This is a genomic window from Bacillus sp. KNSH39, assembly GCF_052656585.1.
Map to the genome: position 1 here is coordinate 3,079,918 of NZ_JBQXYO010000001.1, position 26,598 is coordinate 3,106,515.

General features: G+C 37.2%; 31 protein-coding genes. 8 read left to right on the top strand and 23 right to left on the bottom strand.

Annotated elements, in window-relative coordinates; genetic code table 11:
* Positions 1–510: a DUF84 family protein gene (locus tag ACUL40_RS15745; RefSeq protein WP_000869940.1), complete on the bottom strand. Its 510-nt coding sequence runs from the start codon at positions 508–510 to the stop codon at positions 1–3.
* A 436-nt stretch (positions 511–946) separates the two neighbouring features.
* Positions 947–2,020: a M42 family metallopeptidase gene (locus tag ACUL40_RS15750; RefSeq protein ID WP_001031514.1), complete on the bottom strand. Its 1,074-nt coding sequence runs from the start codon at positions 2,018–2,020 to the stop codon at positions 947–949.
* Positions 2,021–2,168: 148 nt separating this feature from the next.
* Here ACUL40_RS15750 and ACUL40_RS15755 point away from each other — a divergent pair, with 148 nt between their 5' ends.
* Entirely contained in the window at positions 2,169–2,480 is a 312-nt protein-coding gene (locus tag ACUL40_RS15755) for a PepSY domain-containing protein (RefSeq protein WP_000118541.1), read from the top strand.
* A 158-nt stretch (positions 2,481–2,638) separates the two neighbouring features.
* On the opposite strand, the gene ACUL40_RS15760 is transcribed toward ACUL40_RS15755, so the two are convergent.
* Positions 2,639–3,493, bottom strand: a complete 855-nt coding sequence (locus ACUL40_RS15760) for a YtnP family quorum-quenching lactonase (protein WP_000436848.1) — start codon at positions 3,491–3,493, stop codon at positions 2,639–2,641.
* Between the two features lie 70 nt (positions 3,494–3,563).
* The gene (gene trmB / locus ACUL40_RS15765; protein ID WP_001239385.1) at positions 3,564–4,217 is read right to left on the bottom strand and encodes a tRNA (guanosine(46)-N7)-methyltransferase TrmB; all 654 of its coding nucleotides are present in this window, start codon (positions 4,215–4,217) and stop codon (positions 3,564–3,566) included.
* A gap of 228 nt (positions 4,218–4,445) precedes the next feature.
* Between trmB and ACUL40_RS15770 the strand changes: the two genes are divergently transcribed.
* On the top strand, positions 4,446–4,724 hold the full coding sequence (locus ACUL40_RS15770) for a YtzH-like family protein (protein WP_001122235.1): 279 nt from the start codon (positions 4,446–4,448) through the stop codon (positions 4,722–4,724).
* A 3-nt stretch (positions 4,725–4,727) separates the two neighbouring features.
* Here ACUL40_RS15770 and ACUL40_RS15775 read toward each other — a convergent pair whose 3' ends face one another.
* From ACUL40_RS15775 to pepV, 4 genes are all read right to left on the bottom strand, one after another.
* On the bottom strand, positions 4,728–5,525 hold the full coding sequence (locus ACUL40_RS15775; RefSeq protein WP_001986674.1) for a phosphotransferase family protein: 798 nt from the start codon (positions 5,523–5,525) through the stop codon (positions 4,728–4,730).
* Between the two features lie 227 nt (positions 5,526–5,752).
* Positions 5,753–7,894: a type I pullulanase gene (gene pulA / locus ACUL40_RS15780; RefSeq protein ID WP_065212201.1), complete on the bottom strand. Its 2,142-nt coding sequence runs from the start codon at positions 7,892–7,894 to the stop codon at positions 5,753–5,755.
* Positions 7,895–8,105: 211 nt separating this feature from the next.
* Positions 8,106–8,651 (bottom strand): RNA 2',3'-cyclic phosphodiesterase, encoded by a 546-nt coding sequence (gene thpR, locus ACUL40_RS15785; RefSeq protein ID WP_000418986.1) that lies wholly within the window; start codon positions 8,649–8,651, stop codon positions 8,106–8,108.
* 104 nt (positions 8,652–8,755) lie between these two features.
* Entirely contained in the window at positions 8,756–10,162 is a 1,407-nt protein-coding gene (gene pepV, locus ACUL40_RS15790) for a dipeptidase PepV (protein WP_139020062.1), read from the bottom strand.
* Between the two features lie 357 nt (positions 10,163–10,519).
* On the opposite strand from pepV, the gene ACUL40_RS15795 reads away from it, so the two are divergent.
* Entirely contained in the window at positions 10,520–10,741 is a 222-nt protein-coding gene (locus tag ACUL40_RS15795; RefSeq protein WP_000805512.1) for a DeoR family transcriptional regulator, read from the top strand.
* Between the two features lie 80 nt (positions 10,742–10,821).
* Here the strand turns inward: ACUL40_RS15795 and ACUL40_RS15800 are convergent, their stop codons facing one another.
* Together ACUL40_RS15800 and ACUL40_RS15805 are read right to left on the bottom strand one after the other, a co-directional pair.
* Positions 10,822–11,550, bottom strand: a complete 729-nt coding sequence (locus ACUL40_RS15800) for a pseudouridine synthase (RefSeq protein WP_001234947.1) — start codon at positions 11,548–11,550, stop codon at positions 10,822–10,824.
* Between the two features lie 41 nt (positions 11,551–11,591).
* Complete coding sequence (locus ACUL40_RS15805; RefSeq protein WP_001284028.1) at positions 11,592–13,244, bottom strand: putative polysaccharide biosynthesis protein; 1,653 nt, start codon at positions 13,242–13,244, stop codon at positions 11,592–11,594.
* 294 nt (positions 13,245–13,538) lie between these two features.
* Between ACUL40_RS15805 and ACUL40_RS15810 the strand changes: the two genes are divergently transcribed.
* Entirely contained in the window at positions 13,539–14,810 is a 1,272-nt protein-coding gene (locus tag ACUL40_RS15810; RefSeq protein WP_445423050.1) for an NAD(P)/FAD-dependent oxidoreductase, read from the top strand.
* A 285-nt stretch (positions 14,811–15,095) separates the two neighbouring features.
* Positions 15,096–16,535 carry an MDR family MFS transporter gene (locus tag ACUL40_RS15815; protein WP_065382065.1) on the top strand — a complete coding sequence of 480 codons (1,440 nt, stop codon included), beginning with the start codon at positions 15,096–15,098 and terminating at the stop codon, positions 16,533–16,535.
* Between the two features lie 26 nt (positions 16,536–16,561).
* On the opposite strand, the gene ACUL40_RS15820 is transcribed toward ACUL40_RS15815, so the two are convergent.
* Both ACUL40_RS15820 and ACUL40_RS15825 read right to left on the bottom strand, forming a co-directional pair.
* Entirely contained in the window at positions 16,562–16,885 is a 324-nt protein-coding gene (locus tag ACUL40_RS15820) for an ArsR/SmtB family transcription factor (RefSeq protein WP_000098837.1), read from the bottom strand.
* Positions 16,886–17,317, bottom strand: a complete 432-nt coding sequence (locus ACUL40_RS15825; protein ID WP_000437765.1) for an SRPBCC family protein — start codon at positions 17,315–17,317, stop codon at positions 16,886–16,888.
* Positions 17,318–17,738: 421 nt separating this feature from the next.
* Between ACUL40_RS15825 and ACUL40_RS15830 the strand changes: the two genes are divergently transcribed.
* Positions 17,739–17,966 (top strand): DUF3973 domain-containing protein, encoded by a 228-nt coding sequence (locus tag ACUL40_RS15830; protein ID WP_000498989.1) that lies wholly within the window; start codon positions 17,739–17,741, stop codon positions 17,964–17,966.
* Between the two features lie 34 nt (positions 17,967–18,000).
* On the opposite strand, the gene ACUL40_RS15835 is transcribed toward ACUL40_RS15830, so the two are convergent.
* A complete protein-coding gene (locus ACUL40_RS15835; protein ID WP_000621751.1) occupies positions 18,001–18,183 on the bottom strand; it encodes a sporulation protein Cse60 in 183 nt (60 codons plus the stop codon).
* Between the two features lies 1 nt (position 18,184).
* Positions 18,185–18,421, bottom strand: a complete 237-nt coding sequence (locus ACUL40_RS15840; protein ID WP_000533806.1) for a DUF2553 family protein — start codon at positions 18,419–18,421, stop codon at positions 18,185–18,187.
* Positions 18,422–18,675: 254 nt separating this feature from the next.
* On the opposite strand from ACUL40_RS15840, the gene ACUL40_RS15845 reads away from it, so the two are divergent.
* Positions 18,676–19,170 (top strand): CarD family transcriptional regulator, encoded by a 495-nt coding sequence (locus ACUL40_RS15845; RefSeq protein WP_000451442.1) that lies wholly within the window; start codon positions 18,676–18,678, stop codon positions 19,168–19,170.
* Between the two features lie 71 nt (positions 19,171–19,241).
* Here ACUL40_RS15845 and ACUL40_RS15850 read toward each other — a convergent pair whose 3' ends face one another.
* From ACUL40_RS15850 to moeA, 7 genes are all read right to left on the bottom strand, one after another.
* Positions 19,242–20,027 carry a glucose 1-dehydrogenase gene (locus tag ACUL40_RS15850; protein WP_000286674.1) on the bottom strand — a complete coding sequence of 262 codons (786 nt, stop codon included), beginning with the start codon at positions 20,025–20,027 and terminating at the stop codon, positions 19,242–19,244.
* Between the two features lie 13 nt (positions 20,028–20,040).
* A complete protein-coding gene (glcU, locus tag ACUL40_RS15855) occupies positions 20,041–20,898 on the bottom strand; it encodes a glucose uptake protein GlcU (protein ID WP_000350861.1) in 858 nt (285 codons plus the stop codon).
* A gap of 35 nt (positions 20,899–20,933) precedes the next feature.
* Complete coding sequence (locus tag ACUL40_RS15860; RefSeq protein WP_000717684.1) at positions 20,934–21,353, bottom strand: DUF3888 domain-containing protein; 420 nt, start codon at positions 21,351–21,353, stop codon at positions 20,934–20,936.
* Positions 21,354–21,446: 93 nt separating this feature from the next.
* Positions 21,447–21,680: a molybdopterin converting factor subunit 1 gene (gene moaD, locus ACUL40_RS15865; RefSeq protein ID WP_000621778.1), complete on the bottom strand. Its 234-nt coding sequence runs from the start codon at positions 21,678–21,680 to the stop codon at positions 21,447–21,449.
* A 2-nt stretch (positions 21,681–21,682) separates the two neighbouring features.
* Positions 21,683–22,147, bottom strand: a complete 465-nt coding sequence (gene moaE, locus ACUL40_RS15870; protein WP_000185942.1) for a molybdopterin synthase catalytic subunit MoaE — start codon at positions 22,145–22,147, stop codon at positions 21,683–21,685.
* Entirely contained in the window at positions 22,144–22,659 is a 516-nt protein-coding gene (gene mobB / locus ACUL40_RS15875) for a molybdopterin-guanine dinucleotide biosynthesis protein B (RefSeq protein ID WP_000503325.1), read from the bottom strand. Before mobB ends, moaE begins: the two co-directional genes overlap by 4 nt.
* Positions 22,629–23,918, bottom strand: a complete 1,290-nt coding sequence (moeA, locus tag ACUL40_RS15880) for a molybdopterin molybdotransferase MoeA (protein WP_000229690.1) — start codon at positions 23,916–23,918, stop codon at positions 22,629–22,631. The genes mobB and moeA overlap by 31 nt, the downstream gene beginning before the upstream one ends.
* A gap of 83 nt (positions 23,919–24,001) precedes the next feature.
* Here moeA and moaC point away from each other — a divergent pair, with 83 nt between their 5' ends.
* On the top strand, positions 24,002–24,487 hold the full coding sequence (gene moaC / locus ACUL40_RS15885; RefSeq protein WP_000094146.1) for a cyclic pyranopterin monophosphate synthase MoaC: 486 nt from the start codon (positions 24,002–24,004) through the stop codon (positions 24,485–24,487).
* A gap of 37 nt (positions 24,488–24,524) precedes the next feature.
* On the opposite strand, the gene ACUL40_RS15890 is transcribed toward moaC, so the two are convergent.
* Complete coding sequence (locus ACUL40_RS15890; RefSeq protein WP_001158098.1) at positions 24,525–25,538, bottom strand: molybdopterin-synthase adenylyltransferase MoeB; 1,014 nt, start codon at positions 25,536–25,538, stop codon at positions 24,525–24,527.
* Between the two features lie 16 nt (positions 25,539–25,554).
* A complete protein-coding gene (gene moaA, locus ACUL40_RS15895; RefSeq protein WP_001157119.1) occupies positions 25,555–26,568 on the bottom strand; it encodes a GTP 3',8-cyclase MoaA in 1,014 nt (337 codons plus the stop codon).
* Positions 26,569–26,598: the final 30 nt, after the last annotated feature.

Sequence of the window (26,598 nt, forward strand, 5' to 3'; positions counted from 1 at the left end):
TTATGCTTGCTTTTTGTCATACTTATATTGCCCAACTAACAACTTAACAACGTGTACAAATAATTCCGTGCGGTCGACATAATCATCTGTAAAAATACCGATAGCACCTTCGTGACTACGAATATCTTTTCGCTGCACAAACTCTTCCATCACTTCGCTTAATTCCTTACCATCTTCAAGAGGTGCTAAAAAATCGTCTGGTAACGTAATACGCGCTCCTCCGGCCACAAATACTTTCCCATCCATTGTTGCTAGCGCGCCCCAGTTACACATAAATAAACCGTGCTCCGTTTTCATTACGCCGCCTTCTAGCCCAATACCAATTGGAGCTTCTCCTTCCTCTAGCGCTCGCTTCGCTCTATTAATCGCTCCTTGCATCGTCTCTTCATCTGAGAAAGGCTGAGCTGATACTCCTGACGGAACAGAAAGAGATGTAATTTCAGCATCTTTCCAAACCTTCTCCACAGCGCCAACCTTCGTTTTATTCTTTGATCCTACTACTACTTTCATTTCGTTCACCTCTATAAAAATTCATCATTCTATTCTAATATCCCTATCAGATACGAATTAAGCATCAACCACTACCACATATCACCAAGTCATCTATTCAGCCTAAAAAAGAAGGTTTTTTCTAGCAACATTACCGTCTTCAAAAACAAAAACAGCCTTCCTCTCACTTCCTACTTGGGGTCTTCATACATCATTCGAACACCAATTAAGCACTGACCATTCCCACTCATGGATGGGTCATCTATTCAATCTAAAAAAAGAAGGTTTTTTCTAACAACATTACCGTCTTCAAAAACAAAAACAGCCTTCCTCTCTTTTCCTATCCAGGGTCTTAATACACCATTCGAGCACCAATCAGGCACTGACCGCTCCCACTCATCGCTGGGTCATCTATTCAAGCAAAAAAAAGAAAGGCCTCTTCAGCCCTTCTTCCTCTCTACGCGTTATTCTTAATTGTCTCTAACGTCGTTTTATCTGTTGTTCTTACAAGCTTCGTAATTAATTCTTTCGCCGCTGCATAATCATCAACATGTAAAATTGAAGCATGTGTATGAACGTAGCGCGCACAAACACCAATTACTGCTGATGGGATACCAGAGTTACTTGTATGTACACGGCCCGCATCTGTACCACCTTGTGAAATAAAGTATTGGTACGGAATGTTGTTTGTTTCTGCTGTATCTAAAATGAATTCGCGTATTCCTCTATGTGTTACCATCGTGCGATCGTAAATACGAAGAAGAGCACCTTTTCCTAATTGACCGAACTGTGTTTTGTCACCAGATGCATCGTTTGCTGGACTTGCATCAAGCGCATAGAAAATGTCTGGTTGAATCATATTTGCAGCGGTTTGCGCTCCGCGAAGACCTACTTCTTCTTGTACAGTAGCACCAGAATATAATGTATTTGGTAATGTTTCGTCTTTTAATTCTTTTAACAATTCGATTGCAAGACCACATCCGTAACGGTTGTCCCAAGCTTTCGCCATAATTTTCTTCTCATTTGCCATCGGTGTAAACGGGCAGATCGGCACGATTTGTTGTCCTGGTTTTACACCAATTTCAATCGCATCTTCATAACTATCTGCACCTATATCAATTAACATATTTTTTATATCCATCGGTTTTGCACGTTGCGCGTCACTTAATAAATGAGGAGGAATAGAACCAACAACCCCAATAACAGGACCATTCTTCGTCATAACTTGTACACGCTGTGCTAATAAAACTTGGCTCCACCAGCCGCCTAACGTTTGAAAACGAAGCATTCCGTTTTTCGTAATTTGCGTAACCATGAAACCTACTTCATCCATATGACCTGCTACAAGAACACGTGGGCCAGTTTCGTCCCCTTTTTTCAGACCAAATACGCTACCTAAACCGTCTTGTACAATTTCATCCGCATATTTGCTTAATTCTTGTTTCATAAAACGGCGTACATCATGTTCAAAACCTGATGCACCTTGTAATTCTGTTAACGTACGAAATAATTGTAATGTCTCTTTATTCACGAAGTCCCCTTCTTTCAAACCTTAGTAGAATACCTCTTTTATTGTAACGAAATTTTCGAAATGTTTCTAGTTTCTTCTTTTTTAGCTGTATTTGCTTTATAATTATTATCGGTACACTATTTTTATTTTATAGAATTGAGGTGAATATATGAGCTGGAAAGGTTTAGTAGCAGGTCTTGGCGTTGGGTTCGCAGCTGGTTATCTCGTTGCAAACAAAGTACAAGAACAATCCCATATTTCTTCAGAAAAAGCATTGAAAATGGTGAAACAAGCATTAAGTCATAAAGGTGAAATTACTGGCTCTTGGGTACATATGGTTCCAGAGACATTTGAAAAATATGATGTCGCATATGAAGTTTATCGCGGCGGTCTTACAACAATGTTAGATGATATACAAGAACGATTTGAATTTTTAGTTGATGCTAAAACAGGTACTGTTTTAGAGGTTATAGCAGCATAAAACGGAGGGTTCCCATTAGGTGAACCTCTTATTTTTTTGAAATTGCGGGTATTGATTAAAATTATATCAGCGATTTTTTAAATATATCGACTTACCGACAAAACCCGACAATAAAAAAGAAGCTGCTCCAATAAATATGATGGAACAACCTCCTATTTTTATGCTTCTATACTCGTTTTCCGTTCTATTTTTTCTACGATATGACCTTCCTCATTCCACTTCACAGCTCGATAATATGCGTCATGGTAAAACGTAAACCATGCCTCTTTTTCAGCACCATACTTCATCCACTTTTGCTTATTTTCAATCGAGGTCATCGGATAATCATCGTATGACATTACCCATAATACATTTTGATGCGCGTGCGTCGGCAATAGGTCTGCTAAATGAAGCATCGTTTCTCCTTGGCTTTCTAAAGCAATAACTGCATGTCCATCACTATGCCCACCCGTATGTGCCATCTTGATTTCATCTGTAATTTCTATTTCTTGCTGGAACGTAACAACTTGATCTACAATTGGCTCCCAATTTTCCTTCCAATATGTATTACGTGATCTAATGTTTGGATTCCTCATTTCATTCCATTCTGTTTCACTTACGTAAACTTTCGCATTTGGAAATGCCGGTACAAGGTGATCATCTTCCCATTTTGTTAGACCAGATGCATGATCAAAATGAAGATGTGTCATCAAGACGTAGTCGATATCTTCAGGCTTTAATCCTAATTTTTCTAATGATTCATAAACCGATGATTCTTCTGTTACACCTTGATTGCGTTTCATCTTCTCATTCAACTTACCGTTTCCTATCCCGGAATCAATGAGCATATTTCCATCTTTTGTTTGCAAAAGTAACGGATCTGTTCGTAAATAAATATGATTTGTATCATTATGTTTATATTTACGTGACCAAAGTACTTTCGGCACGACTCCAAACATTGCTCCTCCATCTAAATGTGTATTCCCGCCTTTTAACCACGTTACTTTTATATCTCCAATTTGTAACTGTTCCATTACACATCCCCCTTTTTAATTAATCTTAACATAAAATTCTGATTATTTTAGGTGTAAAAAAACCTACGCATTACTGCATAGGCTCTGTACGATATTTTGCTTCAACTCGGTAAATACGATGACCTTTACTAGAGAATTTCTCTTCGTATTCAGTCATGATGTTACCTTCAAAGTCGCTGTTATGAAGATCTAAGCTTAAGTACGTTAGTAACATACCATACTCAGCCATACTCATAAGAGAATATTCAAATAAACCTTGGTTATCTGTTTTGAAATGAATTTCTCCGCCTTCTACTAACACTTCTTCGTAATTACGTAAAAATGTTTTATACGTTAAACGACGCTTCGTATGACGTTTCTTTGGCCATGGATCTGAGAAGTTTAAATAAACGCGATCAATTTCACCTTTCGCAAAGAAAACTGTTAAATCTTCAGCATCTTTATTAATTAACTTTAAGTTTGGTAATTCTTCTTCAATTAATTTATCAAGTGCATCTACAACAACACTTGTGAATTTTTCAATTCCAATATAATTAATATGTGGATTCGCTTTCGCCATATCATACATGAAGCGGCCACGACCTGTACCTACTTCAATGTGAATTGGTTGTTCGTTTCCAAATACTTCTTTCCAGCTACCAGCGCGCTCCTCTGGGTTTCCGATTACGATATGTGAATATTCATTAATTCGATCCATTGCATACGGTTTATGTCTTAAACGCATAGATGTTTCCCTCTCTTTACATAGCTATTTTAAAGGAATAATTCCTTCTTTCTTTTTTAATCAATCTACCAAACAAAAAACCAAGTACGTACGAGCACTCGGTCCGTTTCTTTCAAGTATAAGATGTACCATTTTGATAAAAACTACATACAGCATTAAACATTCCATGACGAAACAGCTTTTTCTCTTACATTTGAAGAGAAAAACAATCGAAAGGATGATCCGTTCATGCCAATTAATCAACAACATCAATTAGAAGTGCTGAAAGATATTTTAGTCAACCACCAAAGTGATTGCTGCGGGACAGTTTCAGAATGCGAGCAATTAGAGCGCCTCATTCAATCGTTACTCGCAAACGATAATATAAGTAGTGACGCTAAAACAATGCTAAACGATGTATATTCTTATAGTCAATCGGGTAAATCTTCCTCTAATTTGGACAACCATATTTCCAATAATCAAGAACAACTTACTCAGTGGATTGCTGGAATGGACAATTTTTCTTAAGTATCATTCTGAAGCAAGTAGTTGCTGTAAATATTGATGCCAATATTCAGCTTCTGCTTGCTGTTTTTTTGTTGTATGCCATTGAATAGACAAAATCGTTTGTGCTATCACATACCATCTCATACGCCTAAGCAGCGATTCATCCATTTCAATATCATAGTAACCGAGCCACTCACTCCATTCCTGGCGCGGAATGTACCAATATAATAACATACCGAGGTCTAGAGCTGGGTCAGCAATTACAGCTCCATCCCAATCAATTAAAAACAATTCATCTTCATCCGACAATAGCCAGTTGTTATGATTTACATCACAATGGCATACAACGAATTCATTGTATTCAATAGCTTTTAATGAATCCATTAAATATTGAAGGCCTTGCTGAATTGTTTCATCATCCCTTATATCTCCTCTTAAAACGAGTTGCAGTTGTTGTAATAACTCTTGTGCGTGAAGCGGCTGCTTCCCAAGTCTTTGAATCATCTGTACAAGCGCTTTAGAGGAGTGTATTTTCTTCAACAGTTTCGCAACACGTTCTAGTTTCATATCCTCTGGCTCTAGCTTCTGTCCCGGAAGCCATTTTTGAGCAGAAATTACATCACCATTCGTTACCCTTCTTGTCCAAAGTAATTTTGGAACAATTCCTTCTGCTGACAATACCGCTAAAAAGGGCGATGTATTCCGCTTTAAAAATAACTTCTGTTGTCCGTTTTGCGCAATATATGCATCGCCCGTTACTCCACCAGCCGGTACAAGACTCCACTCTTTTCCTAATAATTGTTCCAACCATTCCATATTCATTACCCGTTAACAAATCCTTATCTTTTATAGTTATGAAAAGAAAAACCGCAACATTTCTACACATGTTGTGGATTCATATATTTTACTGTAAATGAAAAGAAAAATTAGCCTAAGCCAAAAATCCTCTATTTTATTTTACAAAACCTGTCATAGAATGACAACTTATCAAAATCGTCACCTTTGTCAATTCTACATTTATTACATTCTCATCGTCAAGTAGCGATTTGTCACATTATCGTCAATATATACGTGCTAATTGGAGCGAGCTTAAGTTCCTTTCCTCTAAATGAAGAAATTGGCTCTATTTTCGCTTCGTTTTCGTTTACTAACACATGCCACGTTGCTTCTTTCGGAAGTTGCACAGTTTTAGCTTCTAAACCGCTATTAAATAAGACGATAATCTCTTTCCATGGCCCAAACGTTTCTACATGCTCTAGGTGATATGCAAGTATTTCTGTAGATGTTTGTAAAAAAGTCATATGTTTTTTTATAAGGTCTGCGCTTTGTAATCGGAATGCCCCATGCTCTTTACGAATCGCAATTAAACCTTTTATATAGTTAACGGTCTCTATCTCTTTCTCTTTTTGATCCCAATCTAATTGATTGATCTCATCATTTGCATTATAACTATTTTCATTTCCTTTCTTCGTACGATAAAACTCTTGCCCTGCGTGTAAGAAAGGGATGCCTTGTGAAAGAATAACCATTGCGCTCGCTAACAGGTGACGTTTTTTCAAAATCGTTTCTGATTCTTCATTACTGCGCACTAGTTTATCCCACATCGTCATATTATCATGACATTCTACATAGTTAATGCTTTGCGCTGGCTCTAGAAACAGCCCTGTTTCTTTCATACTTAAAAGACTTCCTGCTGCAATATACTGCAAATGATTACAGTCTACATGCCCACCAAATGCAAAACCACGCTTATTTATATGAAATGTACTCCCTTTTATCCCATCACGAAATTGATCATTAAACTGCGCGATATGTGGCATTTTCTTCGCATTATTTAACGTTGCTTTTTCTTTGGCAGGAAGCGGTGTTTGTAAATCCCATCCTTCTCCTAATAACAAAGCATCTCGTTTTATGTTTCGCACTTCTTTTTCTATCATATTCATTGTATCAACATCTAAAATTCCCATTAAGTCGAATCGGAATCCATCGACATTGTATTCAGTAAGCCAATATAAAATAGACTCTACAATGAATTTCCTCATCATTTTCCGTTCAGACGCTATATCATTTCCGACTCCCGTCCCATTAGAAGGCATACCATCTTCACCATGACGAAAATAGTATCCTGGAACAAGCTTTTCAAATGATGATAGCTCTCTTTCATAAACATGATTATAGACAACATCTATAATCACCCTAATACCTTGTTCATGAAATGTTTCAATTAGTTGTTTGCACTCAACTATCCTGTTATACGGATCAGAGGGGTTTGTAGCATAATATCCTGTTGGTGCATTGTAATATAATGGATTATATCCCCAATTATAGGCGGACGAAGGATTCGCCTCATCTACACCACCGAAACAATATAAAGGTAATAGTTCAACATGTGTAACACCTAAATCTTTTATATGAGACAACCCTGTTAATGTCCCATTCCGTCCTGTTGTTCCCTCTTCCATCAATCCTTTATATGTTCCCTTTTGAATTACTCCACTATTTGGATGTATAGTCGCATCACGAATATGCAGTTCATACAATATGGCATCTGTCATTGATTGTAATGTTGGTAATCCCTCTCGTCTTGTTACATTCGTTTTTTCTAAATTGATAACAACACCATGTTTTCCATTTACCGTCACCGACTTTGCATAAGGATCCACAGCTTCGTTCCATATTAAATTAATACAAACAAGAAATGTATAGCGTGCTCCGTCTAAATCACCTTGTAATGTTTGAATCCAAACTCCGTTTTCTCCCCTGTACATTTCATGATCGGTATATTCTTTATCGCTCTTATAAATTCTTACTTTCGCAAGCCTTGCAGTTGGGGCCCATACTTTAAATGTCGTTTCTTCTTTTTGATAAACAGCACCTAAATCTGTACCTTCGTAATAATACTTTTCATCGAAACTTTTTGTTCGAATAACAGCACCTATTTGTAAATCAGTTTCTTCATTCCGTTCATCTCGTACTGTATAATACTTCCCCACATCTAGCGGCTCTTCTATAAAGCACTCATACTTCGTTGCATCTGGAAGCGCAATAGTATGAGCAATCGGTAAATCTTTCACATTACTTCCTTCTTGCAAACGAAATGTCCGACTTGTTCCATACGCATGTGGGAGCAAAATTGTAATTTTATTCATTTCATCTAAATAGGCATCAAATGGACGTTTTACTTTCAACATAAAAAAATCACCATCATTCTCAAAGTTAAAATAAAGTGAAACTTTAATGAGCGAGAAAATTTCTCCATCCTCACTTATTATTAGCCTTCACCAATTAGGCGAGATAAAATGAGCTGCAAATGATAAGGCTTTTCTTATCAACAAGACTCTATACAGTAACTCCATTCTTCTCTATAGTATATTCACCTGCATAAAAAACGTTTTCAACATTCTATTTTTGTAATTTTATTTCAGCAATCGATTTATACTTCGGGGTTTCTTTCACGTGGGATTCGTATAAAGTAATTGTATCTGCTTGAAATGATATTTCAGGCACTTCTTTTATACTTTCTAAACGAAACTTTTCTTCTCCTATCCATTTACGAGCAACGGTAATATGCGGGTGATATGGGCGTGTTTCTAGAGAAAATCCATTTTCTTCACAAATGGCATGTATTTGCTTTTGCAACTGAAACAAATCGTGATTCTCACTTACCTTCGCCCAAAAAATACGAGGCTGATCTTCCCTACCAAACGTTGAAAAACCTTGTAATGTGAACGATAGTTCTTTTGTTTCTGCAATTGTTTTTAATCCATTCTTTATTCCCTCTAATTGTTCCCCCGTTGCACTCCCTAAAAATGAAAGGGTAATATGATAGTCTTCTTTATGTACCCATGAACGAAATTGTAATTCCTCTTGCATATCCTCTTTATAGTTAGACAGCATTTCTTTTATATGATTCGGTAACGTAATTGCGACAAAATAATGCAGTTCCATGTACATCTTCTCCTTCTTTTCTATTGTTGCTTTTCTTTCTTATCTCATTCAGGTAAAAAGAAGCCGCTCTCTAAAATAGAGAGCGGACATTATTTATATATCCATTACTTCGCTAATTCATGAATTGCTTGCGCGTAAATTGCTGTTGCTTTCAATAAGTCTTCAATTTCGATATACTCATCTTTTTGATGCGCAAGTTCTTCTTTTCCAGGGAATAGCGGGCCAAATGCCACACCAGCTTTTAATGAACGAGCATAAGTACCGCCGCCGATTGCTAATAGTTCTGCTTTTTCACCTGTTTGTTCTTCATACACACGTTGTAACGTACGGATTAATACGTGATCTTTATCGACGTGATGTGGGCGAGAATTAGAATAGTCAGCCACTTCAAAACCATGCGTACCAACATATTCTTTCAACTTCACAATTGTTTCTTCAAAGTTAGTTGTAACTGGGTAACGTACGTTTAGCCCTAAGTTACCACCGTTTTCTTTCGTATAAGAAATGCGACCGACATTCACTGTTAACGGACCGCTAATTTCATCTTTGTAAGCAATAGTAGCTTTTTCACCAAAAATATCACCAGTAAATGTTTCTGTTGCAAATGTCGCAAATGCAGTTGCTTTTCCATCAAGTGAAACTGTAGTTAAGAAGTTTGCTAATAATAAACCTGCATTTTCTCCTTTTTCAGGAGTAGATCCGTGCGCTGAAATTCCTTCTATTTGCAACGTCACTGTATTTCCTTCTATAGTCGATTCCCCTATTTTTTTAGCAGTTTGTAAATACTCTTCATATGCTACTGTAAGTGCATTTACATCTTCTCCTGTGATAACTGCTTCTGCAAAATCAGGAACCATATTTAAACGGCGCCCTGAATCAAATGAAACAAGTTCATATGTACCTTTTTTCTCTTCACTACCATTTTGCACAACTTGTATATCAGAAATTCCTTTTTCTGCATTAATAATTGGAAAGTCTGCATCCGGTGCAAAACCAATTGTTGGCATTTCTTCATTTTTAAAGTAGTGATCTACACATTTCCAATTGCTTTCCTCATCTGTTCCTATAATCATACGAACACGTTTTGAAAGAGGTAAGCCTAATTCTTTCACAATTTTCATTGCATAATATGCTGCCATCGTTGGGCCTTTATCGTCAATTGCACCACGTGCAAAAATCTTTCCATCGCGAATATCCGCACTATATGCGGGAGTCGTCCAGCCATCTCCTTCTGGTACAACGTCAACGTGACAAAGAATACCTACTAATTCTTCTCCTTGTCCCATTTCAAGATGACCTGCATATCCTTCTAAATTTTTAGAAGCAAAACCTTCAGCTTCTCCTTTATGTAACATGAAAGATAGAGCTTTTTCTACACCTTCACCGAATGGTGCGCCCTCTTTCGCAGATTCTTCTTCCCATACACTTTTAATTTGTAAAAATTGTTGTGTATCACGAATTAAATCATCTTTTCGTTTTGCAACTTCTTCTGTCCAATTAATCGCTGACATCACGCATCCATCCTTCACTATATTGTTTCTTTCATCATAACAAACAGAAATCTCTTATGCCATACACGAAAACTAAATACCGAACAATTGTAATATTTCAGATATTTCTTATTAGTTTTTCTTTTGTTTTTTCAAAAAAATTTGCAGGAATTTGGCGTTTTACGTAGAATTTTATGTGTTAGTTGACTGACCATATATACAATGTCAACTACCAATATTTTTCTATATGAATATTTGTTAAATTTCTGTAAAATTTAAGTAGATTAAAGCATGAATTTTATCATGTAGAGTACAATGGTAGTAACGACCTTCTTTCCTGAATGGGGTCAAAAAAACTAGTAGAGGAGTGGTTTTCTCTTGAAACCTACAACTACTCGTATGCTAACACGCATTAAATCAATTTATATGTACATCAATGAAAACGGAACGGTAACGACGAAAGACCTTGTAGATGAGTTCGGGATCACACCGCGAACGATACAACGTGATCTAAATGTGTTGCAGTTTAATGAACTCGTGTATAGCCCTTGCCGCGGTAAGTGGACAACAACAGGAAAGAAAGTGAGAATGACCTCATAACGAAAAATAATTGTATGGTAAATAAATACATACCCCTTTCTAATAATTAGAAAGGGGTCTTTTCTGCGCCTATAAAGGTACTACTTTTCAGTATCTACTTGATATGTTTTTAACATTTCTACTTCTTCATCTGTTAGCTCTCGGTATTGTCCAAGTTCTAGTTCTTCATCTAATACTAACGGACCCATCTCTGTTCTCTTTAGGTAGACTACTTTTTTTCCTACCGCTTCAAACATACGCTTCACTTGATGGAATTTCCCTTCCGTAATCACAAGCTCAATTTCAGAAATATCATCGCTTTTCAATATTGTAAGTGCACCTGGCTTTGTTTCATAGCCATCGTCTAAAATAACACCTTTAGCAAATTCTTTTACATCCTCTTCTGTTACTACTCCTGCAACGTGTGCATAATATTTTTTCGGCACATGCTTTTTCGGAGATAATAATTGATGTGATAACTTCCCATCATTTGTTATCAATAAGAAGCCTTCCGTATCGATATCAAGTCGTCCAACTGGGAACGGATCAAAGATTGCATCTTCTAATTCTAATAAATCTATTACTGTTTCATGATTATCATCTTCCGTCGCTGAAATAACACCTTGTGGTTTATGCATCATTAAGTAAACAAATTCTTTGTATTCCACAACTTCACCGTGAATCATAACTTCTTGCTCTTCTACATTTACATGAACTTTCGCATCTTTTACTGGCGTTCCATCAATTTTCACAACGCCATCTTTCAATAATTTCTTTACTTCTTTTCTACTTCCATATCCCATATTTGCTAATAATTTATCTAATCTCACGTTTTTCACCTTCTTTATTTATCATAGAAAAGGGGACGTAATTACGCCCCTCTTGATTTCAACTTTATTTTAAATCTACTACCAAGTTTACGTTGAATTTTATCTAATGCTTCTCCACCAAATACTCTTTCAAGTACTCCTGTGCGAATTGCTAACAATCCGTAAACAAGACCGCCAATACCTGCACAAATCGCAACTGTTATAAGAGCACCAATACGGCCATCAGGCGAAATCATGAAGGATAGAATCCATTGTGATAGTTTTACAGCAACGACCATTATAAGTGTCAGTACTGCAATTTGGAATGTTCTTTTATATACAACACCGAATGAATAGTGTGCGTATTTTTTAATTTGTTGATTTGTGTACCAAACAGAAGCTAAGAAACCAACTGCTGTCGCTAGAATTGCTCCTACTGTACCGAAATAACGAATAAAGATTACGTTACATACAAATTTCAAAATAACGCCCATTATAAGCGCAATAATCGCATGCTTCTGCTGGTTAATACCTTGCAGGATTGCTGCTGTTACTGTAAATAAAGCGAATAACAACGCAACTGGTGCATACCACATTAATACTTGTCCACCTAGTGGATCTGAATCGTAAAACGCAGTATAAATTGGATATGCAAGTGAAGAAATACCGACAACTGCTGGCAATGTTAAAAACATATTTGCCTGGAATGTTTGTGTAATTTGTAATTTCAAATAGCGGTATTGTTTTTCAGTAAATGATTTTGTGATTGCTGGTACAAGCGTTAAACTAAACGCTGTTGCAAGTGATACAGGAATCATAATTAACTTATGCGTCCACATTGTGAAAATACCGAGAGCTCGCTCTGCGATATCACCTTGACCAATCGCCTGCATAATTGAGTTAAATGTCAATGTATCAATTTGTTGATATAAAGGAATTGTTAACCCAATTACAACGTAAGGAATCGCATATGCAAATAACTCTTTAAACAATTGAACGGTGCTTACTGTTGATTCTGGTACAGTTTGTTCAATTAAATATTGATCCAAATATTTTTTACGTTTTAGCCAGTACCAAATTAACACACCGAGTGCTCCAACCGCTGAAACGAACGCAGCAAATGTCGCTACTCCAACTGCTGTTGCAACTGTACCGCCAAGTACTTTAATAACGATAAAACTACCTGCTAATAAAAAGACGATACGAATAATTTGTTCAATAATTTGTGAAACGGTAGTTGGTCCCATAGACTGGTGACCTTGGAAATAACCACGAATTAAACTCGCTGCTGGTACAACAATAAGCGCGAAGCTTACAAGACGAATGATCGTCGTAACTTCTCCTACATTATTGTGTATACTTTGTTTACCAAGCATCGCTTCTGCAAACAATGGCGCCGTCATGTACAGCACTAGGAACGAAAGAACTCCTGTTACTATCATCATAACCATTCCCGAGCGGAACATTCTCCGGCTCGTTTTATAATCGCCAAGCGCATTATATTTGGAAACAAATTTTGAAACAGCAAGTGGCACACCTGCCGTTGCGATACTTAAAAAGATCGTATATGGAATGTATCCATATGTATAGAGCGTTCCGCCTTCTGTTCCTACTAATGCATGAAACGGAAAGACGTAAATCATGCCTAAGAACTTTACTAAAAATGTCCCTAGCGTAACAATAAGCGTTCCGCGCAGAAATTTCGAATCGGACATACAAAAATCCTCCTACATCTACATAAAGTGAAACTATAATTAGTTGGAGACTTCTCTCCTACTCCTTATTAGTTGAACCATTCGAGCATTTACAGGCTAACAGACTCCCTATTTACTTCTCCTAAATCTTGAGGTTTTAGTCTTATCGCCTACAAATGGCAGGATAGTGCTGAACTCTAACTTTTGTATTGTACCACAATTCTCTCATTAAGCAGTACTTCACTCTATTTTTCTTTTAAGGGAAAACATGCTATTCTTTTAGGCAGGAAATGTAGAAAATGAGGTCGATATATTATGCATTATGATGTTATTGTCATCGGCGGCGGTCCTTCTGGGCTAATGGCTGCAATTGGTGCTGCAGAAGAAGGCGCAAATGTCTTACTTCTTGATAAAGGAAATAAACTTGGGCGTAAACTTGCAATTTCTGGTGGCGGACGCTGTAACGTAACGAACCGTCTACCACTTGATGAAATTGTTAAACATATACCAGGAAACGGTCGCTTCTTATACAGCGCTTTTTCTATTTTTAATAATGAAGATATTATTACATTCTTCGAAAATCTCGGTGTTAAATTGAAAGAAGAAGACCACGGTCGCATGTTCCCTGTGTCAAACAAAGCACAATCTGTTGTAGACGCACTTTTAACACGATTAAAAGACTTAGGTGTAAAAATTCGTACAAATACGCCTGTTGAAACGATTGAATATGAAAATGGTCAAACAAAAGCAGTTATACTGCAAACAGGCGAAGTGTTAGAAACAAATCACGTCGTTATCGCTGTTGGCGGAAAATCAGTTCCTCAAACTGGATCTACTGGAGACGGATATGCTTGGGCTGAAAAAGCGGGTCATACAATCACAGAATTATTCCCAACAGAAGTACCTATCCTTTCAAACGAGCCGTTTATACGTGACCGCTCATTACAAGGTCTTGCTTTACGTGATATAAACTTAAGTGTATTAAATCCGAAAGGAAAAGCTATCATTTCTCACAAAATGGACATGCTCTTCACTCATTTCGGCCTATCTGGACCTGCTGCTCTTCGCTGTAGCCAATTCGTCGTGAAAGGACTGAAAAAGTTTAAAACGAATACAATACAAATGAGTATTGATGCATTGCCAGAGGAAAATAGTGAACAACTATTTCAGCGCATGCTGAAACAAATGAAAGAAGATCCGAAAAAAGGAATTAAAAACGTTTTAAAAGGTTATGTTCCTGAACGTTACTTCCTATTCTTATTAGAAAAAAATGAAATTGACGGCAGCGAACAAGCTGGACAAGTTTCTCACGAAAAGATTCGTGCACTTGTGAAAGACTTTAAAGAGTTTACTGTGAATGTAAATGGTACGCAGTCAATTGAAAAAGCATTCGTTACTGGCGGAGGTGTATCCGTGAAAGAAATTAATCCGAAAGAAATGTCTTCTAAATTTACGAACGGCTTATATTTCTGCGGAGAAGTTCTTGATATTCATGGTTATACTGGTGGCTATAATATTACATCAGCCCTTGTTACTGGTAGAATTGCCGGAACGACAGCTGGAGAAAACGCGAAAATGCAGTATTAAAAAAAGAAACAGGGATTCCTGTTTCTTTTTTTTATAGGTACATGAAATTATATGAGCGATTCCACAAATATATCAGCGATTCCGCAACTTATATCGGCTATTTTCCAAATTTATCAGCGATTCTGCAACTTATATCGGCGATTTCCCAAATATATCGACTTACCGACAAGAAACGACAAATATAGGCTCCACTTAACTTCCCATTGCTTTTTTGTTGCTTTATATACCTTAGTACCTTTATATTTTATATTGTTGAATATTTAAAAAAGGGTAAGGGGAAAACAAATGAGAAAAAAAGTCATGATGTCTTTAATGTTAATGACGTTTCTTTCTGCGGTAGAAGGAACGATTGTTAGTACAGCAATCCCTCGTATAACGAGTGATTTGTCAGGCGTCGAACTTGTTAGTTGGGTATATGCAATTTATATGCTTGCAACAGCTGTTTCGACTCCAATATACGGAAAGCTCGCTGATTTATTTGGCCGTAAAAAAGTTTTACTGATCGGAGCTACAATCTTTTTAGTCGGTTCTGCACTTTGCGGAGTCGTTACATCGATGGAACAATTAATCTTCTTCCGCGCGCTTCAAGGTATCGGTGCTGGTGCTGTTATGCCAATCACAATGACGATTATTGGAGACTTATATAGCGAAGCGAAAGACCGCGCGAAAGCACAAGGTTGGATGAGTGCCGTTTGGGGTGTATCCGGTGTTATCGGACCGTTAGTAGGTGGATTTTTAGTTGATTCCCTTTCTTGGCGTTATATTTTCTTCCTAAACGTTCCATTCGGAATTATCGCTTGCTTAATGATTGCAATTTACTACAAAGAATCTATTAAACCTGCTAAGCATCATATCGATTATCTTGGTGCAACAGTCTTCTCATTAAGTACAATCGCTCTACTATATGCATTATTAACAGGTAGCAGTAAGCAAAACTGGGGAGACATGACAATTATCGGCCTATTAATCTTTGCCGCTATTTCATTTATTATTTTCTTATTCATCGAGAAGAAATCTCCGGAACCATTAATTCCGCTAGCACTTTTCTCTAACCGTACATTATCTACGATAAATATATTAACTCTTATTGCTGGCGCAATGATTATTAGTATTACAATGTACCTTCCAATTTGGAGCCAAGGTGTATTAGGGAAAAACGCTACAGAAGCTGGACTTATTTTAATGCCAATTCCTGTTATGTGGACATTTGGCGCTATTTTCTCTGGTAACTTAGTAGGCAAATTAAAAACGAAACAAATCATTTTACTTGGAGCTAGCATTTTATCAGTCGCTACGTTCTTATTATTTACACTATCAACAAATTCACCATCGTTCCTTATTTATGTAGCAGTCGGATTATTCGGCTTAGGAATGGGGCTTGTGACACCGATTTACATGGTAACAATTCAAGCAGCTGTACCAGCTCATACACGCGGAACAGCTGTTGGTTTAAACACATTTATTAATACATTTAGTCAAACGTTAGGTGCTGCAATATTCGGTACAATCTTCAATACGATGATTCACACACGTGGTATTAAAAACCTTGATCTTGTATCTGGCGGACACGGCGGTACTACAGCAAACGTAGTAACCGAATCGCAATCTGCATTAGCATCAAGCGTACACGTCATTTATATGAGCACTTTCGTATTAGCAGTATTTACATTAATTATCGCTTGGCTCTTATTAAAGCCAGCTACACAAACAAGTGAGCAACAATAAAAGGATGACCATTTTGGTCATCCTTTTTATTCTTCATTCTCCACAATATGTTTCAGCATGGATAATTTATTATCCCAAAAACGTTCATAATACGAGAGCCATTGTTGTAATTCTTCTAATGGTTCTGGATGCAAACGATATATCTTCTCTCTTCCGCTTTTTCTTCCACTTACTAAATTCGCTTCTGAAAGAATATGAAGGTGCTTTACAACCGCAGTACGACTCATCGGAAAATGATCCGTTATTTTGGAAATCGGTAACTCTTTGTCACTTAATAACCGTATTACTTCTCGGCGGGTTGGATCAGCAATTGCTTGAAATACATCATATTTCGCTGCTGACGAGGACACTTAGCCTTCGACAACCTTTTTCAGTTTTTCATTTACAATCGCTACCCAACCACCGCTCATTCTATCGCGAATAATAGAGCTCTTCGCATTTGCTTTCGGAAGAATTTCATCAGGATGTTTCCAGCCGCCGTGAATTAACGTAAATTCTGTTTTGTTATCTCCTAAGTCTTTCAAATCAAATGAAACAACCCAGCCATCTGTATCCCATGAGAAAGATAAATGGTTTGGTTCATCAATTTCTAATACTTTACATGGTGATGGCCCAAATGGTGATTGCACATGAAATTCATGTCCTACCTCTAATACAAAATCATTTGGCATAAACCATGACGCAATCCCTTCTGCAGTTGATACTACACTCCATACCTTTTGAATAGACGCGTTAAAAACGATTGTTTGTTTAATATCATTTAATGTATTTTGTTGTTCCATTTTCATTCTCCTTTACTCGGCGTTACAACATAACACCTTTTGGTTATACTTTGATAATATAACACCTTTTAGTTTCATGTCAACGCTAATTCTTTTACTGTTGAGAAATTCTCAACATTTTTTCAACAGGACAAACACCCTCTTAGCATTTCCTCATAATATACTCACAAAGGCAATACAAAATAAAAACTTCTCTCAACATGAAACTCCATCATTCATATTGAAAGAAGCGCCTTACTTATATCATGCGTACTTCGTCTCTCCTCCTTCCCTCAGGGACAATACGCGAGATATGACAAATCAGAAGGAATATGCCCACCATTTGAGTAGGTAGTTATTTCTCTTCTCCTCAACATTTCCTTAGGAGCGAAATGACTACCGACTCACTTTTTTCAAACAAAATAAAAAGGGGTTGAACGCTATGTTCTATTGCATTAACTGCTCTGATATTCACCATGAAAAACATCCAAATGATAAAGTATTCAAAAACGGTTTTTATATTGATCCATTTTTAGGTGATCGTTATCACCTTGGTATGTGTAAAGATGCCCAAAACCATGAAACAGGGGAGCCTCTTTTAACGACAAAGAAATTAGGCACAACCCAATCTATTATGAACGTATTACCGACACATGTTGTCCCAACATAAAACATAAAAAAGAGCTGGGTGAGCCAGCTCTTTTTTATGCTTTATAAACGATCATTGCTGAAAAACAATAAATTTGGTTTTCATCGTCGTTAATAGAAACACCAACTTGATACTTAATATCTACAAAGTTGCTATCATCAATCTTTTTCAAAAACACATTCACAGCGTCTTCTAAGTCTTTTTCGTGACTTTCATCAAATACTTTCACACGAATCATGTTAACACCGTCCTAGATCGCAGCCCTCGGCCGCTTGATTATTGCCACGGTGCGTATCTATGATGCGATAAAACTTTCCATTCTCATATATATATCCGTCTTCTAACACATATTCTTTATCTTCAGTATAGACATAAAACTTACCTATCATAAATTTACTCGTATATAATTCCAAATAATTTTGTCTAAATTTAGCTACAACTTTATTTGTAATATCAATTTTTATTGTGCGCCCCACCTTCTCTCCCTCCTTTGCAAAGAACGGATTTAGGTATATTGTATTAGCGCTTTTACATTTTATGCTTAAAAATAAGTGGATATGCCTTCTTTCTTCACCTGTACTATTTTTCTAAAAAAATCACGATAAATAAGGTCCCAAAAAAAAACATAAAAAAGCACTTTATCTTATTGACTCGAATATAAATATTATGTTATTATATAAAATTTGACATTTTTACATACGTATGCTATCATTAAAAGTGGTTACCACATATGGAGGTGGATGATTTGTTTCAAATTGGTGATAAAATCGTTTATCCAATGCACGGTGCAGGAATCATTGAAGCAATTGAAGAGAAAGAAATATTAGGTACTTCACGTCAATATTGTGTGATACGCATCATTAGTAAAGATATGCAAGTAATGCTTCCGATGGATCAATTAAAAAAATCGGGTATTCGTTATATCGTTGATCGAGGTACGTTAGATGATATACTTCTTGAATTTCAAAACGGGGAGTCAGACCCATCACTCTCATGGAAACAAAGATATACAATGAATATGGAAAAAATGAAAAATGGCAATTTACAAGATAGTGCAGAAGTTGTTCGGGATTTACTTCGCCGCAATAAAGAGAGAGCATTAAATGCGAGCGAAAAACAAATGCTAGATAATGCACGAAAAATGATGATTAGCGAAGTCGCGCTCGTACAAAATGTTACTGAACATCAAGCAACAGAATTTCTTCAAGATACAATTAATCACTAAATTTAAAATAGCTGGCCGCTATTTTTTTTGTAAAAAAAGGACGAAGAGTTTTATCTCTTCGTCCTTTTATATTACCCACGCCCAGCTTGAAACGATGGATATAACGTCATTCCACCATCTGCAAATAGCGTAATGCCCGTTACATAACTCGCCTCTGAAGAAGCGAGCCAAGTTGCTACTGCTGCAATTTCTTCAGGGTTTCCAATATAGCCCATCGGTATCATACTTTCTACGTCAGCACGTTTTTTAGGATCAGCAAACTTTTCTGCATTAATCGGCGTATTAATTGCACCTGGTCCAATATTATTTACTCGAATACCTTTTGGCGCATATTCTAGCGCTAACGTTTCTGTCATCAGTTTAATACCACCCTTACTCGCTGCATAGTGCACAAATAGTGGCCACGGAATTTTCTCATGAACACTAGACATATTAATGACAGAACCTTTAATATCATGTTCTACAAAATATTTAATCGCTTCACGACTTCCTAAAAAAGCACCTGTTAAATTTGTATTAATTACCCTATTCCAATCTTCAAGCGGCATTTCATGCGACGGTACCGCGTTTTCTATCCCTGCATTATTAATCATAACGTCAAGCGTACCAAACTCTTTCACAGCAGATTGAATGAGATTCACAACATCTGATTCGACGGTTACATCACCTTTTACAGCAATCGCTTCGCCGCCTACCTTTTTAATTTCTTCTAACACATCATTCGCTTCTGATTCTCGTGAGCGATAATTAATAACCACTTTCGCTTTTTCCTTAGCAAACCTCACTCCCATCGCTCTTCCAAGACCAGTTGCTGATCCTGTAATAACGACAACTTTCCCTGCTAAATCACTATACATTTCCATACCTCCTTTAACTTTTGGCTATACCTAACATAATTCCGGCTGCGATAATAAAAACAATACCGACAACGATACCCGTTAATTGACGTTTCGTTTTCTTTTCACCTAATATAAGGATCCCACCAAGCGTGGAAATAATAATTCCCATTTGCGATAGCGAGAAACTTGTTGCGACTCCAACACGCGGCTGCGAAATGAATAAAAACATATTTCCAGCTGCCCAAATTAATCCTGGAATAATATTTCGGATTGCATATTTATTAAATGGATGATGTTTAAAGGTAAGCAAAATCCCACCTAACACCATACCAACTGCTTGTGGCAACAAAGCTGACCAACCATCTACGTTAAATAGTCTAATCACTACTACGTAAACTAAATAGCCGACTGTTGAAATTAATAAAATTACGATACCTCTTTTAAAGTTTGCTGCTTGCTCTGCATTCTTTTCTTCTTCACTTTGAAGCGATGTTAAAATAACACCGATAATAATACAAACGAGCGCTAAAATCCCAAGGACGACCGATATTGTCGTGGACCATTCATGAAATACGATAACGCCAAATAAAGTCGTCGCGACTAATTGAAGTCCTGTTGAAATTGGCATCGTCCTCGAAACACCCATTAAATCAATACTTTTCAATTGATTTGCCTGACCAAGCGCCCAAAATAAACCTGACACAACTCCAACTCCGATAACGGTAGGTGTTAATACTGGCTTCATAAAAATATAAACAACAATTGAGAAAATAAGTGCTCCAAACGTTGTTCCGAGCGTTTGACTATACGGTCCCCCGCCCAGTTTTACGTTAAATAGCACAATACTTCCCCAAAATATAGCTGGTAAAATCGCTAAAAATATATCCATCACTCATTACCTTTCTTTACTAAATGCATAGGTTATCACTCTAAGTCATTAGAGTGAGCTTTTATTTTTTCTTTTTCCCGTTCACAAACTTTTTCTGCAATAGCGTCAGAAACATTCTTTTCTCGCTCCACTTTCTTTATCTTTACGTGATCTAAATGGTCTTCCAAAGTAAGCGTAACTTTATCGTTCGGGGGATTATGCGCTCCTTGAAATGTAAGAAATTGTAGCTTCACTTCATACCTAGGAACAAATTCATCTTTCTTGCCGAGACGCTTTATATTTATGACTGAAGCACATTCATATTGATCTTCTGTCACTTGTCTAATAACTGAATAGTACCTATTTGATAATGCACTCTCTAAAAGCTGTTCTCTTGATTCTTTCGCGAAAGAATCACTTGGAGAAGAGAAAAAAGACGCACATAGCATTGTCATAACTACACATATTTTTTTCATAATTCCCTCCTTGTTCTATAGATTAGTGTTCTCAAAACTGCCATAAAAAAACGACTTTCCCTATATAGGAAAGTCGTTTTAATGAATCCAATATTAACCACCGCTCACTGGTGGGATTAGTGCAACAACATCACCAGATTGGACCCTGTCATCTTCATTTGCATATTCTTCATTAATCGCAACCATAATTGGCTCTGAAACTGGTACATTATATTCGTTCGCAACAACATCTTTTAACTGTGCAACCGTAATATTTTCTTTCTCTATTTGTAATTCACTTGTCCCTGCTTCTTCTTGCAAGTGCGCAAATAACAATACTCGAATCATACTTATAGCTCCTTCCCAGGCTCTCCCGCCGGATATGGTGTTTTTTCTAATTGATCACCAATCCATGAGTCACCATCTTCCCAAAACTCCTTTTTCCAAATCGGAACAATTTGTTTTATGCGTTCCATAATATATTCGTTCGCTTCATAAGCCGCTTTACGGTGTGGTGTTGAAACAGCAACAACAACCGCTATATCAGAAATTTGCAACGTACCGATGCGATGTGTAATCGCAACGTGTGTACCTGGCCATTTCTCTTTCACTTCTAATCCGATTTTCTCTAGCATCTTTTCTGCCATCGTTTTATAAGCGACATATTCTAAGTATAATGTACGACGCCCTTTCGTAAACTCTCTAACCGTTCCAATAAATGTTGTAACAGCACCGCATTCACGTCGAATTACTTTCTTCGTTACCTCTTCAATCGAGATTTCTGTATCAATTACTTCATAATATGTATTTGTCATTTCGCACTCCTAACCGTTTGTAAAAACCAGTCTATGTACAACTCTTCTTCTGTTATATGAAATACTTTATATTCTTCTCGTATATTTACTGGGACATCATACCACGTAATAACCGCCACTATATTTTCTACTTTATGTAAAAGCTCAGCATCTTCCGCAGAACGAAGTAACACTACTTTCGGGTAGTTCTCTTTTTTATAGCCCTCTATTAAAATTGTATCCACTTTAAAAAACTCATATAAGCGAATAATTTCTTGCAAGGACCATTTCTTTCTTAGTGAAGAAAGTGAAAGTAATCCAGCACCTTCTACACTACTTACGACAGCACCAGCTTTACGGTGTCTTTCGCTATCTTTTTGCGCTACTTCTGGAAAACCTCCGTGCCCGTGATGTTTAATTGTAGCAACTTTCATTTCGCTTTCGGCTAATGCATGCACAATTTTCTCTACAAGTGTCGTTTTCCCGCTATTTTGATACCCTACTATTTGTAAGATTGAAGGGGCTTCGCCCATGGCCACTCACATCCCTCAGAGTGCTCTAACAATAATACGGATACTTTCATTCCGGTCTCAAATCCTCTCGTTCCTCCGGGTAACACGATAAAAGCATTCGCATCTGCAAGTGAAGATACCGCACTCGATTTATCTAAACCAACCGGCATCGCTTGTAACGCCCCATCCACAATTGTTACGTTCGCTCTTACGAAACGAGTAAATGGATTTGGCTTCGGAAAATCTTTTTGTAAAATAGCATCCGCTCTATATACGTGAGGTTCCTTCGCATACAAATACGTTTTTATAATTGGATGCACAAATAATTCAAAGCCTACATAACAAGCAGACGGATTTCCTGATAAACCAAAGAGTAACTTTCCATCAACTTCAGCTACTGTCGTTACACTTCCGGGCCTCATGGCTATCTTATTAAAGAGTACATTTGCCTGTAATCTTTCATAAATAGCTGGTAAGTAGTCATAATCTCCTACTGATACACCGCCTGTTGTAATTAAAATGTCGACCTCATCCATCGCTGATTGAACAGCTGTAAAACATGCATCTAACTCATCCGCGAGTTGACCATAATAACGAACTTTCCCGCCAGCTTTCATAATTTGAGCTGCGATCATATACGAGTTACTATTTCTAATTTTCCCCGGTTCTAACGGCTCATGTACTTCTAATAATTCACTTCCTGTCGTTACAATACCGACAACAGGCTGTTTTACAACTTTCACCGTGCTATATCCAAACGTTGCTAGTAAGGCCGCAACACCTGGATTAATTGCAACACCTTTCTTAACGAGAACTTGATTTTGTTTTATATCTTCTCCTTTAAACGACACATTGTCACCGTTATTAAAAGGGCGTTTTAACTTCATATATGTTTTCCCGTTCTTCTCAAACCCTTCTGTCAGCTCTAGCATTACGACTGCATTGCAATCTTCTGGAATAGCTGCTCCTGTCATAATGCGAATTGCTTCAAAAGCTCCTACTTCCTCTAAAAAAACGGAACCCGCCCCGATTTCTCCTATTACTTCAAATTCAACTGGATTCTCTTGAGTTGCTTCTTTCGTATCTTCTGCTCGAATGGCGAAACCATCGTAAGGGGAACGATCAAAATGAGGAACGTCATGATCTGAGACAACATCTTCCCCGAGAATTCTCCCGTAACTTTCCGTAATAGAAATTTCTTCTACTTCACCATGCTTCGCATATTTCATTACCCGTTCTACTGCCTCAGCAACTTGAATTGGAATTCGTTTTTCTACCATCGTTTCTCACCTCATATTTGCAATTTTTTTTATCTCGATTAAACTTTATATATTCAATAGAAATTACTTCAAGGAGGAATTCCATGTCTTCATTTACACATTTCAATGACCAAGGACGCGCAAAAATGGTTGATATAAGCGACAAAAAAGCAACCGTTCGAACAGCAATTGCGTGCTCTAGCATTGTCGTTACGAAAGAAATTTACGATAAAATCTCTCACAATGAAATTGGGAAAGGTGACGTATTAGCAGTTGCGCAAATCGCAGGCATTATGGCTGCGAAACGTACTTCTGATATTATCCCAATGTGCCACCCTTTATTATTAAAAGGTGTTGACGTTTCTTTCGATTGGAAACAATCAGAAGAACAATATCGTTTACTCATTGAAGTAAAAGTTAAAACAGAAGGTAGCACCGGTGTTGAAATGGAAGCTTTAACAGCTGCTTCCGCTACCGCTCTTACTGTGTATGATATGTGTAAAGCTGTCGATAAAGGTATGATTATCGGTGAAACGTACTTACTTGAAAAAACAGGTGGAAAAAGTGGAGATTATACGAGAAATTCATAATCCTCTCTCCGTTGAGCCTAAAGGGTTTCCTTTAGGTTCAACCTATATATCTTGCATATAAACTTTTCGCTACATTCATATCATTCGTCCCATGAATGAACGCCCTGCCATCTGTAAATAAAACAAAACGATATTCTTCTACCGGAAATGATAATAAATAAGGTGTCGCCTTTATCTCTACGCTTCTTTGTAAGCGTTTTTTAATTTCTTCTAAATTAAAATTCTTCCGCACACCCGGGCGAATTTGTACTGTATTCCGCCCACATAACACTTCTGTTTTCGTTTGTCCTTCAAATGTTAAACTCGGATATGTACGTAACCTTCCGCAAGATAAACAAGTATCTTTTTTCTGCCTATTCACTTTAAATGCCATCTGTTGATTATTCCAAAGATCAAACGATAACATCGTTTCACGAAGCGCACCAAAGTCTTCTACTAATATTTTCAGCGCTTCCGTAATTTGATGCGCAACTACTAATTGTACTGCCGGTTGTATAATACCAGCTGTGTCACATGTTGCACCGCTCGCTGGATGCTCCATTAAACAGCGAAAACACGGTGTTTTCCCTGGTAAAATTGTATACGTTACTCCGTAGCTTCCGACACACCCACCATATATCCACGGAATATTATACTTTTGTGAAATATCATTAATAAGAAGACGCGTTTCAAAATTATCTGTCGCATCTAATATTAAATCTACATCATTCACTAATTCTTCCATTTCTTGCACCGTTACATCCGTCACAACCGGATTTATTTCCACCTCAGAATTAATCGCTTTTAAATGTTCTGCAGCCGCTATCGCCTTCGGTTTATACTGCTTTGCATCTTCTTCTGTATATAGTTGTTGTCTTTGTAAATTACTCCATTCTACATAATCACGGTCAGCAATCGTTACTTTTCCAACACCTGCTCTAACAATCGCTTCTGCATTTGCCGCACCGAGAGCACCAGCACCAATAATAAGCACATGCTTCTCTCTTATTTTTCTCTGTCCTTCTTCTCCAACACCAGAAAATAATATTTGTCTTGAATATCGCTCCTGCATGCGATAGCCCCCTTTCTTATCCTCCTATATAAGACATTTCGATTTTCGGACGATTTTTTGCACTTTCTTCTGTTCGTTCATCCGAATACCTATCTTTTCTATTCATCCATACATCTTGTATAACACTTAATAACTCCTCATCCGAAAGATTTCCTCTAAGAAGTTCTCTTACATCCAAACCCTCTGTCGCAAATAAGCACGTATAAAACTTTCCATCTGCCGAAATTCTCGCCCTCGTACAAGAGACACAAAATGACTCAGAAACAGATGTAATAAAACCAACTTCAACATTTGTTCCAACGTACCGATATCGCTTCGCAACTTCACCAAAGTAATGCGCTTCAGCTGGCTCAAGTGGATCCATCTTATGAATCATCTCAATCAATTCTCGTTTTGTAACGACTTGATCAAAATTCCACCCATTTGTACTACCAACATCCATAAACTCAATAAACCGAAGCGTGATTCCTTGCTCTTTAAAATACGCAGCCATCGGAAGTACTTGATGATCGTTCATCCCTTTTTTCACAACCATATTTACCTTTACTTCCAGCCCCGCCTCTTTAGCTGCTATAATTCCCTTAATTACCGGTTTCGTATTAATATTTCGACCATTAATATTCTTAAATATGTCGTCATCTATTGCATCTAAACTAACATTCACTCTATGTAATCCAGCTTCTTTTAATGCCTTCGCTTGTTTCGTTAAATGTACAGCATTTGTCGTTAACCCTATATCTATTAGCCCATCAATTTTCACAAGACGTGCAATAAGTTTTGTTAAATCTTTACGAAGTAGTGGCTCACCGCCAGTAATTCTAATTTTTCGTACACCAATGTTAACAAATAATTTTGCCAAACGCTCAATTTCATCAAAAGTTAGTAAAAACTCATCTTTCAAAAAAGCATAATCTGACCCAAATATTTCCGCTGGCATACAATATGTACATCTAAAATTGCAACGATCAATGACAGATATACGTAAATCTTGAAGTGGGCGTCCAAAAAAATCTTTAACCATCTCCTGCATCGCCACCCTCCCTTTCTGCCAAATTTCTTT

Excerpts from the sequence above, each read along its gene's own strand:
- ACUL40_RS15770 (WP_001122235.1), top strand. The coding sequence starts at position 4,446 with ATGCCAATTAATCAACAACATCAATTAGAAGTGCTGAAAGATATTTTA.
- ACUL40_RS15835 (WP_000621751.1), bottom strand. The coding sequence starts at position 18,183 with ATGATTCGTGTGAAAGTATTTGATGAAAGTCACGAAAAAGACTTAGAA.
- ACUL40_RS15755 (WP_000118541.1), top strand. The coding sequence starts at position 2,169 with ATGAGCTGGAAAGGTTTAGTAGCAGGTCTTGGCGTTGGGTTCGCAGCT.
- pulA (WP_065212201.1), bottom strand. The coding sequence starts at position 7,894 with ATGTTGAAAGTAAAACGTCCATTTGATGCCTATTTAGATGAAATGAAT.
- ACUL40_RS15810 (WP_445423050.1), top strand. The coding sequence starts at position 13,539 with ATGCATTATGATGTTATTGTCATCGGCGGCGGTCCTTCTGGGCTAATG.
- ACUL40_RS15805 (WP_001284028.1), bottom strand. The coding sequence starts at position 13,244 with ATGTCCGATTCGAAATTTCTGCGCGGAACGCTTATTGTTACGCTAGGG.
- ACUL40_RS15760 (WP_000436848.1), bottom strand. The coding sequence starts at position 3,493 with ATGGAACAGTTACAAATTGGAGATATAAAAGTAACGTGGTTAAAAGGC.
- trmB (WP_001239385.1), bottom strand. The coding sequence starts at position 4,217 with ATGCGTTTAAGACATAAACCGTATGCAATGGATCGAATTAATGAATAT.
- glcU (WP_000350861.1), bottom strand. The coding sequence starts at position 20,898 with ATGGATATATTTTTAGCGATTTTACCAGCTATATTTTGGGGAAGTATT.
- moaC (WP_000094146.1), top strand. The coding sequence starts at position 24,002 with ATGTCTTCATTTACACATTTCAATGACCAAGGACGCGCAAAAATGGTT.
- ACUL40_RS15845 (WP_000451442.1), top strand. The coding sequence starts at position 18,676 with ATGGAGGTGGATGATTTGTTTCAAATTGGTGATAAAATCGTTTATCCA.
- thpR (WP_000418986.1), bottom strand. The coding sequence starts at position 8,651 with ATGGAACTGCATTATTTTGTCGCAATTACGTTACCGAATCATATAAAA.
- moaA (WP_001157119.1), bottom strand. The coding sequence starts at position 26,568 with ATGCAGGAGATGGTTAAAGATTTTTTTGGACGCCCACTTCAAGATTTA.
- moeA (WP_000229690.1), bottom strand. The coding sequence starts at position 23,918 with ATGGTAGAAAAACGAATTCCAATTCAAGTTGCTGAGGCAGTAGAACGG.
- ACUL40_RS15860 (WP_000717684.1), bottom strand. The coding sequence starts at position 21,353 with ATGAAAAAAATATGTGTAGTTATGACAATGCTATGTGCGTCTTTTTTC.
- ACUL40_RS15890 (WP_001158098.1), bottom strand. The coding sequence starts at position 25,538 with ATGCAGGAGCGATATTCAAGACAAATATTATTTTCTGGTGTTGGAGAA.
- ACUL40_RS15815 (WP_065382065.1), top strand. The coding sequence starts at position 15,096 with ATGAGAAAAAAAGTCATGATGTCTTTAATGTTAATGACGTTTCTTTCT.
- moaE (WP_000185942.1), bottom strand. The coding sequence starts at position 22,147 with ATGACAAATACATATTATGAAGTAATTGATACAGAAATCTCGATTGAA.
- pepV (WP_139020062.1), bottom strand. The coding sequence starts at position 10,162 with ATGTCAGCGATTAATTGGACAGAAGAAGTTGCAAAACGAAAAGATGAT.
- ACUL40_RS15775 (WP_001986674.1), bottom strand. The coding sequence starts at position 5,525 with ATGAATATGGAATGGTTGGAACAATTATTAGGAAAAGAGTGGAGTCTT.
- ACUL40_RS15830 (WP_000498989.1), top strand. The coding sequence starts at position 17,739 with ATGTTCTATTGCATTAACTGCTCTGATATTCACCATGAAAAACATCCA.
- ACUL40_RS15745 (WP_000869940.1), bottom strand. The coding sequence starts at position 510 with ATGAAAGTAGTAGTAGGATCAAAGAATAAAACGAAGGTTGGCGCTGTG.
- moaD (WP_000621778.1), bottom strand. The coding sequence starts at position 21,680 with ATGATTCGAGTATTGTTATTTGCGCACTTGCAAGAAGAAGCAGGGACA.
- mobB (WP_000503325.1), bottom strand. The coding sequence starts at position 22,659 with ATGGGCGAAGCCCCTTCAATCTTACAAATAGTAGGGTATCAAAATAGC.
- ACUL40_RS15850 (WP_000286674.1), bottom strand. The coding sequence starts at position 20,027 with ATGTATAGTGATTTAGCAGGGAAAGTTGTCGTTATTACAGGATCAGCA.
- ACUL40_RS15825 (WP_000437765.1), bottom strand. The coding sequence starts at position 17,317 with ATGGAACAACAAAATACATTAAATGATATTAAACAAACAATCGTTTTT.